Origin of the sequence: Pseudomonas sp. UBA2684, from assembly GCA_002354655.1 — a bacterium.
GTDB lineage: Bacteria > Pseudomonadota > Gammaproteobacteria > Pseudomonadales > Pseudomonadaceae > Aquipseudomonas.
Genome location: DELY01000003.1, coordinates 256,479 through 270,027, shown reverse-complemented (window position 1 = coordinate 270,027; position 13,549 = coordinate 256,479). Strand labels below are relative to the sequence as shown.

Here is a 13,549-nt window from a genome sequence, read left to right as displayed (position 1 = left end):
TCAGTGGCAGAGCTCACAGACTTCGGCATTCGGCGCCAGGCGGAAAAACTCGTCGACCTGCATGTGCAGCAGGTTTTCGTGATCGCCGGCCTCCAGGTAAATGTCCTGCTGACGGGCCAGCATCGGGTCGATCAGCATGGGCAGGCCGTACACTTCGCCGAGTGCCGGCACCGCGCCGCGCTCGCAGTCCTTGAACAGACCGACCAGGCTCTGTTCGCTGCTCAATTGCCAGCGCCACGGGCCTTTGCGCACCTTGCTCAGGTCCAACTGGCGGTTGGCCGGCAACACGGCCATCAAGTAGTGTCCGCGGCGGTCGTCGAGGATCACCGACTTGGCCATGCGCGAGGCGGCGATGCCGGCCTTGCGCGCCGACTCCAGGCTGGTCGCCGATGGCGCATGCTCGACCAGGGTGAATTGACTGTGCGCCCGTTGCAGGCTGCGCTCCAGAGTTTGTGCCATACGCATGATCCACCTCCTCGACCGCACACCACGCGGCCCCTGCGTACAGTTTAGTCAGCGCGCCATGCCGCCGAGGGTGCAGCGCAGAAACCCTTGCTGCTATGGCGCGCCCGGCATAGTCGTAAATGCACTATCGTCGCCGCGCGACGCCTATAATCGGCGCTTTCCCGGAGGCCCCATGCCCGCACTGCTCGATGCCTGGCAGCACGCGCCCACCCACAAGCGGGTATGGGCACTGGCTGCGCCGATGATTCTGTCCAACCTGTCGGTGCCCTTGGTGGCGCTGGTCGACAGCGCAGTGGTCGGCCATCTGCCGCACGCTCACCAGTTGGCGGCGGTGGCGGTCGGCGGCAGCCTATATACCCTGCTGACCTGGGCCGTGGGCTTTCTGCGCATGGGCACCACCGGGTTCGCCGCCCAGGCAGCCGGGCGCGAGGATGGCGGCGCCTTGCGCCAGGTATTGCTGCAAGGCCTGTTGCTCGGCGGGCTGCTGGCGGGCGCCTTGATGTGCTTGGCGCTACCGTTCAGCGCCGCGGCATTGCGCCTGATGCAACCCTCGGCCGAACTCGACGCCCTGGCCCGCAGCTACTTTCAGATCCGCCTGTTCGGCCTGCCGGCGGTACTCACCAGCTATGCGTTGATCGGCTGGTTGCTCGGCACGCAGAACGCCCGCGGGCCGCTGGCAATACTGCTGACCACCAACCTGCTGAATGTGCTGCTCGATGTGCTCTTCGTCTTCGGCCTGCACTGGGGCGTGGCCGGCGCCGCCTGGGCCTCGGTGATCGCCGAATGGAGCGGCGCGCTGCTCGGCCTGTGGCTGGCACGCCGGGCGTTGCGCGGTTATGCCGGCCAGCTCGACTGGCCGGCGCTGCGCCGCTGGCTGAACTGGCGACCGCTGCTGGCGGTGAACCGCGACATCTTTATCCGCACCCTGGCGCTACAACTGGTGTTCTTCCTGATCACCGTGCAGGGCACACGCCTGGGCGATGCCACGGTGGCGGCCAATGCCTTGCTGCTCAACGGCCTGCTGCTCACCGCCTACGCCCTCGATGGCCTCGCCCATGCGGTCGAAGCGTTGTGCGGCCACGCCCTCGGCGCGCGGGACCGCAATGCCTTGCGGCGCAGCTTGATCGTCGCCGGTGGCTGGTCGCTGCTCGCCAGCCTCGGCTTCGCGCTGTTCTTCCTGCTTGCCGGGCACTGGTTCATCCAGCTGCAAACCAACATCGCCAGCGTCCGGGCCACGGCGCTCGATTACCTGCCGTACCTGGCACTGCTACCGCTGGTCGCGGTCTGCAGCTACCTGCTCGACGGCCTGTTTATCGGCGCCACCCGCGCCCGCGAGATGCGCAACGCCATGCTCCTGGCGGTGGCCTTGAGCTTGCCGCTAGCCCTCTGGCTGCGGGAGTTTGGCAACCACGGCCTGTGGCTGGCCTTTCTCGCGTTCATGTTGCTGCGAGGCCTCAGTTTGGCCGTCTATGCTTACTGCCTGACCCGCCACGACCGGTGGTTCGGCGCCCCCACCCAAGGAGCCGCGCATGCTTAGCCCCGAGTTACCCGGCAACGAAGTACTGCGCCAACAGGTGCTGGATGACCAGGAGTTACTCGACACGCCAGCCGACCCGTATCTGGATACTCTGGTACGGGTGGTGCGCGAGCTGTTCGAGGTAAAGACCGTGTTGGTCAGCCTGATCGACCGCGACCGTCAATGGTTCAAGGCCCGCCTGGGGCTGGAAATCGCGGAGACGCCGCGTTCGGTGTCGTTCTGCGGCCACGCGATCCTCGGCAGCGAAATGTTTATCGTCGAAGACACCCATGCCGACCTGCGCTTCTGCAACAACCCGGTGGTGATCAACAATCCCTTTCTGCGTTTCTACGCCGGGCAACCGCTATTTGCCCAGGACGGCCAAGCACTCGGCACCCTGTGCCTGCTGCACCCCGAGCCCAAACGCCTGAGCGCCGTACAAGTGCGCCAGCTGAAGGACATGGCCACGCTGGTCGAGGGCTACCTCAAACTGCGTCAAGTCAGCCAGCAGACCGAACAACTGCGCGCCGCCCTCAGCCGCGAACAGCGTAAAACCATGCTCGACCCGCTGACCCAATTATGGAATCGCGCCGGCCTCAATCACTTCCTGCCACGCGAGCAACGCCTGGCGCGCGAACAGAGCCGCCACCTGGGCTTGCTGTTCTGCGACCTCGATCACTTCAAGCCAGTGAACGACACCCACGGCCATGGCGCCGGCGACCAGGCGCTCTGGGAAAGCGCCCGGCGTATTGCCGCAGCGGTGCGCCCGCAGGATGTGGTGACGCGCAGCGGCGGCGAGGAATTCGTCGTGCTCACGCAAGTGCATGACCGCCAGGAGCTGATACAGATTGCCGAACGCATCCGGGCGGCCATCGGCAGTACGCCGATGGCTATCGGCGACATGCACCTCAACCTGACCATCAGCATCGGTTGCGCCATTGCTGAGGCCGATGAGGATCTGGAGGCCGCCCTGGAGCGTGCCGATCAGGCGCTGTACCAAGCCAAACGCGGCGGCCGCAACCGCGTGGAGTACGCCCGCGAGCAGGCGGATAACTAGACCCAGAAAGGCAGCCCCATGGCCGAAGCGATTGCCGCGTACCTGCATTACCTGTCGATCTTCCTGCTGTTCGCCCTGCTCAGCCTGGAACATCGCCTGTTCAAGTTGCCGCTGGACCTGGACCGCGCACGCAGCCTGATCCGTATCGACATCGCCTACGGCCTGAGCGCCGGCCTGGTGCTGTTCAGCGGCGCCACACGGGTGATCTGGTTCGGTAAAGGGCTGACGTACTACCTGCACAACAGCCTGTTCCACGCCAAGCTCGGGCTGTTCGTCCTGGTTGGCCTGCTGTCGATCCTGCCAACCGTGGTGTTCCTCAACTGGCGCAATACCCTGAACGCCGGCCACGCGCCGCAGATCAGCGCACGCCAGGGCCAGTTGGTGATCATGATCATCCGCCTGGAGCTGCTGTTGCTGCTGCTCATACCCTTACTGGCGGCCCTGATGGCCCGCGGGTTTGGCGTGAGCAGTTAACCGGCCGTGTTTAACGCCAAATCGGCAACCTAGGTAGATTTGCAACGGCCGCTCAAGCGCGGCTAGCGATCGCCGGGCGCTCGCCATGGCGTGCGTCCGCCATCCGAACGCACGAACCGCTCGACCTCATCGAGCACTGGCGCCAAGCCACGCAGCGGGCGCGCCAGGCTGGCAACCAGGGTCAGGTGATTGGTGCGCCCGTAGTAGTGTTCCTCGACCGACACACCGACGGCGCGCAGCTTGTTCGCCAGCCCGCCGCTGTTGCGTTGCGGGTTGACCAGGTCGTCGTCCTCGGCGGCCAGCAATAACGCCGGTGGCGCGGCGGCGCTGACATGGTTGATCGGCTGCGAATCGGCCGGTGAATTCGGGTAGAAAAACACCGGACGGACGCTTGGGTTGACGATCGGCAGGAAGTCATAAGGGCCCGCCAGGCCAATCCACCCGCGCAAGGCCTGCGGGCTCAACGCGACAGCGCCCAGCAGACGCGGATCGAGGGCGAGCATCGCGGCATTGTAAGCACCGGCGCTGTGGCCCATGACGAACAGCTGCGCCGGATCACCGCCATAGCGCCGAATCTCACGCGTGGTCCAAGCCACGGCCTGGGCGCCATCCTGAAGGAACGCCGGGTAACGCACCTGTGGGTACAGGCGGTAATCGGCGATGACCGCAACCAAGCCTTTCGAGGCCAGGGCCTCGCCGACGAACTGATAATCCGCACGGGCGCCGCTGTTCCAACTGCCGCCATAGAAGAACACCACCACCGGCGCGGCCGTTTGCAGGTCACGCGGGGTATAGACATCGAGGCGCTGGCGGGGATCGTCGCCAAACACCACATCGGCCGTTTTGCGGTAAGCACTTTCGGGAGTCAGTGCATTGAGGATGCCCACTGGCGAACAGGCCAGCAACGCACCTGACAACACCAGCAGCAACGCCAGTCGCCATGTCGTACGCATGCAAGCCTCCTTTACCCGCGGCGATTGGCGCCGTCCGAATGAATCGATGCCCTGGGGCGACCCTAGAAGAGCGCAACGAAGGCCGGCGCAATCGCCACGCCGAGAACTTCACGGCCGCGCGCGGCGTTAATCCGCGCTACGGACTACGCAGCCATGTTGTAGGAGCGGGCTTGCCCGCGATCAGGCATACCCGCTTCGCGGCCAAGGTCGCTCCCACAGCACCTGCTCGATCAGGACGACAGGTACGACGAGCGAGTCAGACCCAGACGCAGCGCGTCGAGGAACTGGGTGCGTTCGCGCGGGCTGATCTTGGCGCTGGCGACCTTGTCGCGGTAGTGGTTCATCAACTCCTCCGGCGACAGGTGCACGTAGCGCAGCATGTCCTCGATGGTGTCGTGGGTCTCGATACCGGCGTGGTACACGCTGCCGTCGGCGTTCTGGTAGATGTTCACCGAGTCGGTGTCACCGAACAGGTTGTGCATGTCGCCGAGAATTTCCTGGTAGGCACCGACCAGGAAGATCCCCAGCAGGTAGTCCTCACCCTCGCGCACTTCGTGCACCGGCAGGCTGGTCTCGATGCTCTGCTCGTCGACGTACTGGCGGATCTTGCCGTCGGAGTCACAGGTCAGATCCTGCAGTACAGCACGGCGCAGCGGCTCTTCATCGAGGCGGTTGAGCGGCAGAATCGGCAGCACCTGGCCGATGGCCCAGGTGTCCGGCAGGCTCTGGAACACCGAGAAGTTGCAGATGTACTTGTCGGCCAGCTTGTCGTTGAGCTCATCCAGCACCTGACGGTGCGAGCGCTGACGGGCTTTGAGCGAGTTGTGCAGGCGCCGGCACACGGCGAAGTAGCACTGCTCGGCCAGGGCCTTCTCGGTCAGGCTAAGTTTGCCATCAGCGTACTGAGTAGCCACGTCGCTCATATAGTGGGTGGCGCGCCAGTAAGTCTCGGTGACCATCTCGATATCGGTCGGGCCGAGCAGCTCGACCAGGTAGCGCACGGTTTCCGGCAGGCTGGTGACGTCCTCGATCGGCGGGATTTCGTCGTTGTGTTTCTCCACATCGGTGACCTGCACCACCAGCATGGCGTGGTGCGCGGTCAGCGAGCGGCCGCTTTCCGAGAAGATGTGCGGGTGCGGCAGCTCCTGGGCATCGCAGAACTCTTTGAGCATGCCGACTACCACGCCGGCGTAGTCGTCCATGTCGTAGTTGATCGAGCTGGCGTTGCGCGAGTGGGTACCGTCGTAGTCCACCCCCAGGCCGCCGCCGACGTCAATATGGTCGACCGGCAGGCCGAGTCCACGCAGCTCGCCGTAATAGCGGATGGCTTCCTTGAAGCCGTGCTGGTAGTCGGACAGGTTGGCGATCTGCGAGCCCATATGGAAGTGCAGCAGGCGGATGCCCTGGTCCAGCTTGGCCGCGCGGAAACGCTCGACCACCGACAGCAGCTGCGCCGCCGACAGGCCGAACTTGGACTTCTCGCCGCCGGTGTCGGCCCACTTGCTCGAGGCCAGGGACGACAGGCGCACGCGCAGGCCGATCTGCGGGGCGACCTTGAGTTCGGCCGCCTCCTCGATCACCAGCTGCACCTCGGATTCCTTCTCGATCACGATAAACACGTTGTGACCGAGCTTCTGCCCCATCAGCGCCAGCTTGATAAATTCGCGGTCTTTATAGCCGTTGCAGACGATGGTGCCGCCCTTCGGCGCCAGCGCCAGCACGGCCATCAGCTCCGGCTTGGAGCCGGCTTCCAGGCCGATGGAGACGTTCTGCGTGGCGATGATGTTTTCCACCACCGCTTCCTGCTGGTTGACCTTGATCGGGTACAGCGCGGTGTACTTACTCTGGTATTCGAGCCGGGCGATATTCGCATCGAAGGCTCCGGTGAGCTGACGCACGCGGTCTTGCAGGATGTCCGGGAAACGCACCAGCAGCGGCAGGCTGAGGCCGCTGGAACGCAACTCTTCGACCTGGGCGTAGAGATCGATCGGCTTGCTCTGCGGGCCGTTCGGGCGCACCTCGACACGGCCGCTGTCACTGATCGCGAAGTAACCCGCGCCCCAATGGCGAATCCCGTAGACGCTACGGCTGTCGGCCACTGTCCACTGGCTGCCGTCATCTTTGCGTGTGCGTCGTGCAGACATCGATGTCTCCCTTGCTGGCGATAGAGGCCCTGGCAATGCCAAGGCAGATACAGATTAAAGTCTGGAAATGACGATTGCTCAGCTGTGACCCCCAGGGGGCTGCTGCCGTTTCCGCGCAACCCGCAGGGCCGGGCCTGTTTTAGCGCGATACTGCGTTTCTCGACACTCATTTGGAATACCAAACTTCGTGTCTCGTGCCTGGCCTCGCGCTAAAACAGGCTCCGGCGCGGTCGCGATGAAACGACAGCAGCCCCCTTAGCCGAGTAAGTTTAGAAAAGGCTGGATCAGCCGCCGGACTTCTTGGCTTTGAAGCCGTGCCTGATCAGCTCGGCAATCAGCAACTCGACGTGATCGCCCTGGATCTCGATCACCCCGTCCTTGAGCGAGCCACCGCAGCCACAGCGTTTTTTCAGCACGCTGGCGAGGTCTTTCAGGGGCTCTTCGGCCAGGGGCACGCCGCTGATGCTGGTCACCGTCTTGCCGCCGCGACCTTTGGTCTCACGGCGCACGCGGGCGATGCCATCACCTTCGGGGATCTGGGTCTGTTTGCAGATGCAGGCGTCCACCGGCTGACTGCAGTCCGGACAATGCCGGCCGCTGTCGGTGGAATACACCAGGCCGCTGAGCGCGGCAAATGAGGAAGCTTTCTTGACCACCGGTTGGTCCTCGAAGGGGTCAGGATAGCGACTGGTCGACTGAGCACCGTTTATGGTATCGACCGCGAAGCCCCACTCTGGCAGGGGCAGCGCACCCGAACGATGTAACGCCGGGCTTGAAGGCGGCGCAGTGTAACGGCAAAAACCGCAGCTGCTAAGTGTAAAAATGCGCCATTAATCGGCGGATTGGCGACGCTATGCGGGATGCCGAACAAAACGTCCAACTATCCTGCACAAAGCCAGTAACGGCGAGGCGTAGGATGGGTTAGCCGCAGGCGCAACCCATCAACTCAGCGTTTCAGAAAACGTCAAAACTGCATGGGTATCGCTACGCTCCACCCATCCTACGCTCTGGCCGCCAGATAACGCTGCAAGGCTGCCAACGAGTCGGGGCAATACGGCAGATGCTGGGTCTCGGCCAGCGCCTCATCGATAGAGATAAAGCGCGCTTCCAGCACTTCCTCCGGCTGCAAGCGCAGCGGCGCATCGGACACCGCCGAGTAGGCCATGCACCACAGGCGGCTTTCCGGCGCGTCGTAGAGAAAATGCGCATGCTCGATCAGCGGCGCATCCTCGATCCCCAGTTCTTCGGCCAGTTCGCGGGCGGCGGACTCGGCGTAGCTCTCGCCGTCCAGCACCATGCCGCCGGCGGCCACGTCCCAATAACCGGGATACAGCGCCTTACTTAGCGTACGGCGATGCACGCAGAGCAGGCCGGCGCTGTTGAACAGCAGGATATAAGTGCCGCGCCCAAGCAGCCGGCGCTCGCGCAACTCGCTGCGCGTAATGCCGCCCAGGGGTCGATCCTGTTCATCGACCCAGGCGATACGCTCAGCATCGGAGGCGGCGCGGTGCGCCACCTCGGCCTCAGACCAGGCCACCGATCAACCTTGCGATAGCAGGGTGCGCAGATCGATGACCGCCGCGTTGGCCCGCGAAATGTAGTTGGCCATCACCAGCGAGTGGTTGGCCAACAGGCCATAGCCGCTGCCATTGAGAATCATCGGGCTCCACAGGGTTTCCTGGGCAGCCTCCAGCTCACGAATGATCTGGCGCACGCTGATCGTGGCGTTCTTCTTCGCCAGCACGTCGGCGAAATCCACTTCGATGGCACGCAACAAATGCGACAACGCCCACGCCTGACCACGGGCTTCGTAGAACACGTTGTCGATCTGCATCCATGGCGTCTCGTAACTGCCTTCAATGACGTCCGGCACTTCGCCGTCCGCCAGCAGCGCCGGGTCTTTCACCTCGTTGTTCAGGCGCACCTGACCAACACTTGCAGACAGCCGCTGCGACAGCGAACCCAAGCGGGTGGCGACATCGCCAAACCAGTTATTCAGGTTGTCGGCGCGGGTGTAGAACTGCGCATTCGGCTGGCTCGGGTCGGCCAAGCGCGCCAGGTAACGGTCGAGCGACTTGATGCCTTCGCGGTATTCCGCTTCGGATGCCGGCAACGCCCAGCTCTTGTTGTCGAAGTTGAAGCGCGGCTCGGCCTTGGCCAGATCGGCGTCTTCGGTGGACTGCGACTGCGAACGGGCGAAATCCTTGCGCAGGGCGCGCGACAAGTCGCGGACCTGCACCAGCACGCCGTATTCCCAGCTCGGCATGTTGTCCAGCCACAGCCCCGGCGGGGCGAGGTCGTTGGACAGGTAACCGCCCGGCTTGTCCATCAGGGTGCCGGCCACCTGCTTGAGGGTTTCCACCGTGGTGTAACCATTGACCAGCTTGCGCTGGGCGCTTTGCGCCGAGGCTTCGGCACGCTGCTGCACCGAGAACAGCTCCGGCTCCTGGCTCCAGTACCAGCCAACCACCAGCGCCAGCAGCAAGTAGATACCCAGCAGGCCGCCGATAACCCGGCTGACCCAACCGCCCCCCATATAGCTGCGCACGTTGTCGACTGAATCATCGACGCTGTCGCGCACGCCAGTAGCGCGATTCTTCCAATCCAGCATGGCAATGTCCTTCACTTGTGGCATTCGGTTGTTCGACCACAACCCTGAACCAGGGTTGCGCAACGGTCTTGCACTATAAGTGAAGCGCGGGCCGATGCGCAGCGCCGGCGGGCAAACTAACTGTCGGCGCGGCGCCTGGCGATAGACAGAAGGCCGACGCCAATGGATCGGCGGTACTGGCGTACCGATTCGCCGGTGGTAGCATAGAGCCACCACCCAGGCCGCTCTCTCCGCCACCCCACACCGAATCCAGGCCATGACCGAGCACGAAGATCACAGCCACGACCGACTCAAGCAACACTTTGCCCAGCGGGTGATCCACCAGGCGCGGCAAGTGCTGGAGGTCTGGCAACGGCTGCAGCGCAACGAATGGAACGACAGCGGTATGCATGAGCTGCGTGATGCCGCGCTGCTGCTGCAACGCTATGCCGAGCGCTTCGAGCAAGACGAGCACAGCCAGTTGGCGCAGAGCATCGGCAATTGCCTACAGGCCGTGGCCGAAAATCGCGGCCGCCTCAACAGCGAGCTGATCAGCGAACTCAACCTGCTGATGCAGCGCCTGTCGCGCACCGGCCTGCGCCACGGCGATCGCTTCGAACAGACCGTGCTGCCGCCACTGCGCAAGCCGGTGTACCTGGCCCTGCAACACCTCGAACGCGCCGAGCGCCTGGCGCAACAGCTGGAATTCTTCGGCATGACCGCGCAACCGCTGGACACCGCCAACGCCTTTCGCGCGGCGATGCTCGAACGCCATCCAGCGGCGATTCTCATGGAAGTGGACTTCTCCGGCCCCGGCTGTGGCCTGCAGTTGGCCGAAGCAGTGCAGCAAGGCTTGGAAGAAAAAATCCCGCTGCTGTTCTTCAGTCACGACGACACCGACACCCCCACCCGTCTGGCGGCGGTACGCGCTGGCGGCCAAGAGTTTTTCACCGGCACGCTGGATGCCTCCAGCCTGCTCGAACGCATCGAAGTACTGACCCACGTGGCGCAGTACGAGCCTTATAAAGTGCTGATTGTCGACGACTCGCGGGCCCAGGCCACACACACCGAGCGCGTGCTCAACAGCGCCGGGATCGTCACCCGCATGCTGATCGAGCCGATCCAGGCGATGGCCGAGCTGGCCGAGTTCCAGCCCGACCTGATCATCCTCGACATGTACATGCCGGACTGCAACGGCACCGAATTGGCCAAGGTGATCCGCCACAACGACCGCTATGTCAGCGTGCCGATCATCTACCTGTCCGCCGAAGACGACCTCGACAAGCAACTCGACGCCATGAGCGAAGGCGGTGACGACTTCCTCACCAAGCCGATCAAGCCACGTCACCTGATCGCCACCGTGCGCAACCGCGCCGCCCGCGCGCGCAACCTCAAGGCGCGCATGGTGCGCGACAGCCTGACCGGCCTGTACAACCACACCCATACCCTGCAATTGCTCGATGATGCGCACTACCGTGCCCAGCGCGACGGCCAGCCGTTGAGCTTCGCCATGCTCGATATCGACTTCTTCAAGAAGGTCAACGACAACTACGGCCACCCCATGGGCGACCGGGTGATCAAGAGCCTGGCGCTGTTCCTCAAACAGCGCCTGCGCAAGAGCGATCACATTGGTCGTTATGGCGGCGAGGAGTTCGCCGTGGTGCTGCCCAACACCAACGCCGAAGCGGCCTACCAGGTGCTCGACGAAATTCGCCGGCGCTTCGCCGAAATCCACTACCCCGCGCAACCGCAGGACCTGTCCTGCACCTTCAGCGGCGGCATCGCCCAGTTGCACGGCGACATGGACAGCAAAACCCTGTCCAAGCACGCCGACGAAGCGCTGTACGCAGCCAAACATGGCGGCCGCAACCGGGTCGAGCTGTTCCGCAGCGAATGACGCCCAAACCCCTCCGTGGTTGACCCACGAAAAGCTATGTACCCGTTAACGGTTGCGCAGATTCTGTAGGGTGGCTTAGTGGCGCTGAGGCGGGCTGGCAAAGCGACTGCGCAATGGGGGCGCCACGTAACCCACCCAGCGCTAATCGCCCCCTCTGCTGGGTTACGGCGCAATGGACAATGCAGCCGCCGCTAGTCCGTGGTCATGCGCCTAACCCACCCTACGCATTACCGAGCTCCAGGCACCGCCTAGCCGCCCCCACGGTTCAACACATAACGGGGACATCGCCCACGAAAAACTGTGACACCGCGCACGTCGTCATAACCCTGTCATGAAAACGCAATAACTTCAGCGACATAGCGATTGTGTCCGGGCATTGCCGGGCGCAGTCGGCAGCGTTCCGTCGTCGGTCGAGCCCTATGCGCCTGAAGTCACTTACCAACCTCAACACCCTGCTCCTGGTCACCGTGTGCATCGCCCTGGGCGCTACGCTGTGGTGGTCGCAACGCGCCCTGGAGCGCCCCTATCTGCTGATGGAGCGTTACATGAGCCTGTCGCAGCAGTTTCAGCAGGACGTCGCCCGCAATATCCAGGGCTACCTGGGCAGCGGCGACGCATTGCGCCACAGCGCCGCCATGCAGGCCCTCGCCAGCCTGGAACTGGCACTCGCCGAACTGCCCCCGACACTGGCCGACAACCTGCGCCCCAGCCTCGCCGAACTGCATGCGTTCAGCACCAACCAGCTGCTCGCTGCCGGCAAACTGGCGGGCGATCCACAGGGTTTGCTGCTACAGGCCGAACGGGAAATGGCCGACGCGCTGGAGCAACTCGCGCAATACGCCGACAGCGCCACCACGCCCGCCGCGACCGACTACCGCCAGCCGCTGTTCAACGCCGCGCAGCACCTGATCCGCCTGGCCCATGCACGCGACAAACTGGTCAGCAGCGGCCGCAGCGAATTGGCCGCCGACGTCGAGCGCGAGCTGCTCGCGATTGAGCGCCAGGCGCAGGCGCTGGGTGCTCTGCCGCTGCTGGGCGTGGAAACGCAGAGCAACTCTGGCAGCGCTGCGTTCGCCTCAATGCTGGGCCTGGACAGCGACAGCGCCAGCACCCAGGCAGAAGACCGCGGCATCGCCCTCAAGCGCGACTTCGCCAGCCTGGTCAGCCGCTACCCGGCGGAACTGGCACGTACACGCGCGCTGATCGAACAGCGCAGCGAACTGGCTCAGGCCACCGCAGCGCAGGTCGAGCGCGTGCACCAGGCGCTGGCCGCACTGGAGCCGGCGGTGCGCAGCGAACACGGACGGATTCAAGGCGAAGTGCGGCTGCTGCAAGGCCTGATGATCGGCCTGATCCTGCTGATCGCGCTGATCATCGACACCCTGCAACGGCGCCTGACCCGCGTTCTCAACCATCTGGTGCCGGCCTTGTCGGCCTGGGCCGCCGGCGACTTCGGCGACGATGTCCGGCTCGGCTCACGCACCCGCGAGCTGCGCGATATCGAAGACTCGCTGAACCGCCTACGCGCTTACCTGGTCGACCTGGTCGGCACCATTCGCCTGCATGCCGAACAGGTCGCCGGCTCCAGCCGCACCCTCGCCGACCTCAGCGGCGGCCTGCATGCCGGCGCCGAACGCCAGGCCGGCGATACCGCGCAGATCCGCGATGCGCTTGGCGAACTGGAAGCCACTATCCAGCAGGTCGCCGGCGACGCCAGCCATGCCGCCGATGCCAGCCGCGACGCCGACCGCGCCCTGGAGCAGGGCCAGCACGTGATCGGGCAAAGCCTGACCGGGCTGCACGCCCTGGTCGACGAGGTACAAGGCAACGCCCAGGCCATCGAGCGCCTGGCCGAGGAAACCACCACCATCGGCAATGTGCTAACGGTGATCCGCGGGATCGCCGAGCAAACCAACCTGCTGGCCCTCAACGCCGCCATCGAGGCCGCGCGCGCGGGCGAGATGGGCCGTGGCTTTGCCGTGGTCGCCGACGAAGTGCGCTCTTTATCGCAACGCACCAGCGGCGCCACCGCCGAGATTCAAGAGCTGATCGGGCGCTTGCAGCTCGCCGCACGGCAATCGGTGAGTGCCATGCGCGCCCAGGTCGAACACGCCGAAACCACCGCCAGCCAGGCCGAAGCCGCCGACGGCGCGCTCGACGAAATCGTCGCGGCGATCCGCACCATCGCCAGTGTCGCCGAACGCATCGCCGAGGCCACGGCCCAGCAGAGTGGCGCGGTCAGTGAAATTCGCGGCCATAGCGAGCGCATCCACCAACTGGGCGGCGACAACCTGGTGCGCATCGGCGAGGGCCGCCACCAGGGTGAACAACTGCTGCACCTGGGCGGCCAGTTGCACACCGCGGTGCAGGCCTTCCGCCTGTAACCGCCACGCCCGACCGCGCGGCGTTATGCCGCACTCGGCGGCAGGCCGCGCCGCCGTTCGGCGGCGCGA

At 64.6% G+C, this 13,549-nt stretch carries 11 protein-coding genes; 5 read left to right on the top strand and 6 right to left on the bottom strand.

Translation table 11 applies throughout. The features are described from left to right. The gene (locus B3M58_RS02245) at positions 1-465 is read right to left on the bottom strand and encodes an aminoacyl-tRNA deacylase (RefSeq protein ID WP_296216930.1); all 465 of its coding nucleotides are present in this window, start codon (positions 463-465) and stop codon (positions 1-3) included. A gap of 172 nt (positions 466-637) precedes the next feature. On the opposite strand from B3M58_RS02245, the gene B3M58_RS02240 reads away from it, so the two are divergent. From B3M58_RS02240 to B3M58_RS02230, 3 genes are read left to right on the top strand one after another with little or no spacing between them, the layout of a single operon-like run. Continuing rightward, positions 638-2,002: an MATE family efflux transporter gene (locus B3M58_RS02240; RefSeq protein ID WP_296216929.1), complete on the top strand. Its 1,365-nt coding sequence runs from the start codon at positions 638-640 to the stop codon at positions 2,000-2,002. Next, the gene (locus tag B3M58_RS02235) at positions 1,995-3,038 is read left to right on the top strand and encodes a sensor domain-containing diguanylate cyclase (protein WP_296216928.1); all 1,044 of its coding nucleotides are present in this window, start codon (positions 1,995-1,997) and stop codon (positions 3,036-3,038) included. The genes B3M58_RS02240 and B3M58_RS02235 overlap by 8 nt, the downstream gene beginning before the upstream one ends. A gap of 18 nt (positions 3,039-3,056) precedes the next feature. Continuing rightward, positions 3,057-3,512, top strand: a complete 456-nt coding sequence (locus B3M58_RS02230; RefSeq protein ID WP_296216927.1) for a DUF2214 family protein — start codon at positions 3,057-3,059, stop codon at positions 3,510-3,512. Between the two features lie 62 nt (positions 3,513-3,574). Here the strand turns inward: B3M58_RS02230 and B3M58_RS02225 are convergent, their stop codons facing one another. From B3M58_RS02225 to B3M58_RS02205, 5 genes are all read right to left on the bottom strand, one after another. After that, positions 3,575-4,465, bottom strand: a complete 891-nt coding sequence (locus tag B3M58_RS02225) for an alpha/beta hydrolase (RefSeq protein ID WP_296216926.1) — start codon at positions 4,463-4,465, stop codon at positions 3,575-3,577. 230 nt (positions 4,466-4,695) lie between these two features. After that, positions 4,696-6,609 carry an arginine decarboxylase gene (gene speA, locus B3M58_RS02220; RefSeq protein WP_296216925.1) on the bottom strand — a complete coding sequence of 638 codons (1,914 nt, stop codon included), beginning with the start codon at positions 6,607-6,609 and terminating at the stop codon, positions 4,696-4,698. Between the two features lie 284 nt (positions 6,610-6,893). After that, the gene (locus B3M58_RS02215) at positions 6,894-7,265 is read right to left on the bottom strand and encodes a translation initiation factor Sui1 (protein WP_296216924.1); all 372 of its coding nucleotides are present in this window, start codon (positions 7,263-7,265) and stop codon (positions 6,894-6,896) included. Between the two features lie 344 nt (positions 7,266-7,609). Beyond that, positions 7,610-8,146, bottom strand: a complete 537-nt coding sequence (locus B3M58_RS02210) for an NUDIX hydrolase (protein WP_296216923.1) — start codon at positions 8,144-8,146, stop codon at positions 7,610-7,612. Between the two features lie 3 nt (positions 8,147-8,149). Next, on the bottom strand, positions 8,150-9,220 hold the full coding sequence (locus B3M58_RS02205; protein WP_296216922.1) for a DUF2333 family protein: 1,071 nt from the start codon (positions 9,218-9,220) through the stop codon (positions 8,150-8,152). 256 nt (positions 9,221-9,476) lie between these two features. On the opposite strand from B3M58_RS02205, the gene B3M58_RS02200 reads away from it, so the two are divergent. Next, a complete protein-coding gene (locus B3M58_RS02200; protein ID WP_296216921.1) occupies positions 9,477-11,096 on the top strand; it encodes a PleD family two-component system response regulator in 1,620 nt (539 codons plus the stop codon). A 419-nt stretch (positions 11,097-11,515) separates the two neighbouring features. Next, complete coding sequence (locus B3M58_RS02195; RefSeq protein ID WP_296216920.1) at positions 11,516-13,480, top strand: methyl-accepting chemotaxis protein; 1,965 nt, start codon at positions 11,516-11,518, stop codon at positions 13,478-13,480. Positions 13,481-13,549 lie beyond the last annotated feature (69 nt).